Origin of the sequence: Duganella sp. BJB476 (assembly GCF_003416895.1) — a bacterium.
Classification (GTDB): Bacteria; Pseudomonadota; Gammaproteobacteria; order Burkholderiales; family Burkholderiaceae_D; genus Rugamonas.
Genome location: NZ_QVIO01000035.1, coordinates 1 through 600 on the forward strand (window position 1 = coordinate 1; position 600 = coordinate 600).

Here is a 600-nt window from a genome sequence, read left to right on the forward strand (position 1 = left end):
ACTTACAAAACCGCCTGCGCACGCTTTACGCCCAGTAATTCCGATTAACGCTTGCACCCTACGTATTACCGCGGCTGCTGGCACGTAGTTAGCCGGTGCTTATTCTTCAGGTACCGTCATTAGCCCACTGTATTAGAACAGGCCGTTTCTTCCCTGACAAAAGAGCTTTACAACCCGAAGGCCTTCTTCACTCACGCGGCATTGCTGGATCAGGCTTGCGCCCATTGTCCAAAATTCCCCACTGCTGCCTCCCGTAGGAGTCTGGACCGTGTCTCAGTTCCAGTGTGGCTGGTCGTCCTCTCAGACCAGCTACTGATCGATGCCTTGGTAGGCTTTTACCCTACCAACTAGCTAATCAGATATCGGCCGCTCCAGGAGCATGAGGTCTTGCGATCCCCCACTTTCATCCTTAGATCGTATGCGGTATTAGCGTAACTTTCGCTACGTTATCCCCCACTCCAGGGTACGTTCCGATATATTACTCACCCGTTCGCCACTCGCCGCCAGGTTGCCCCGCGCTGCCGTTCGACTTGCATGTGTAAGGCATGCCGCCAGCGTTCAATCTGAGCCAGGATCAAACTCTTCAGTTTAATCTCTGTT

Annotated in this window: 1 rRNA gene; it reads right to left on the reverse strand. The window is 53.2% G+C overall.

The features are described from left to right. Positions 1–590, reverse strand: a 16S ribosomal RNA gene (locus D0T21_RS31525); the annotation flags it as partial. Between the last annotated feature and the right edge of the window lie 10 nt (positions 591–600).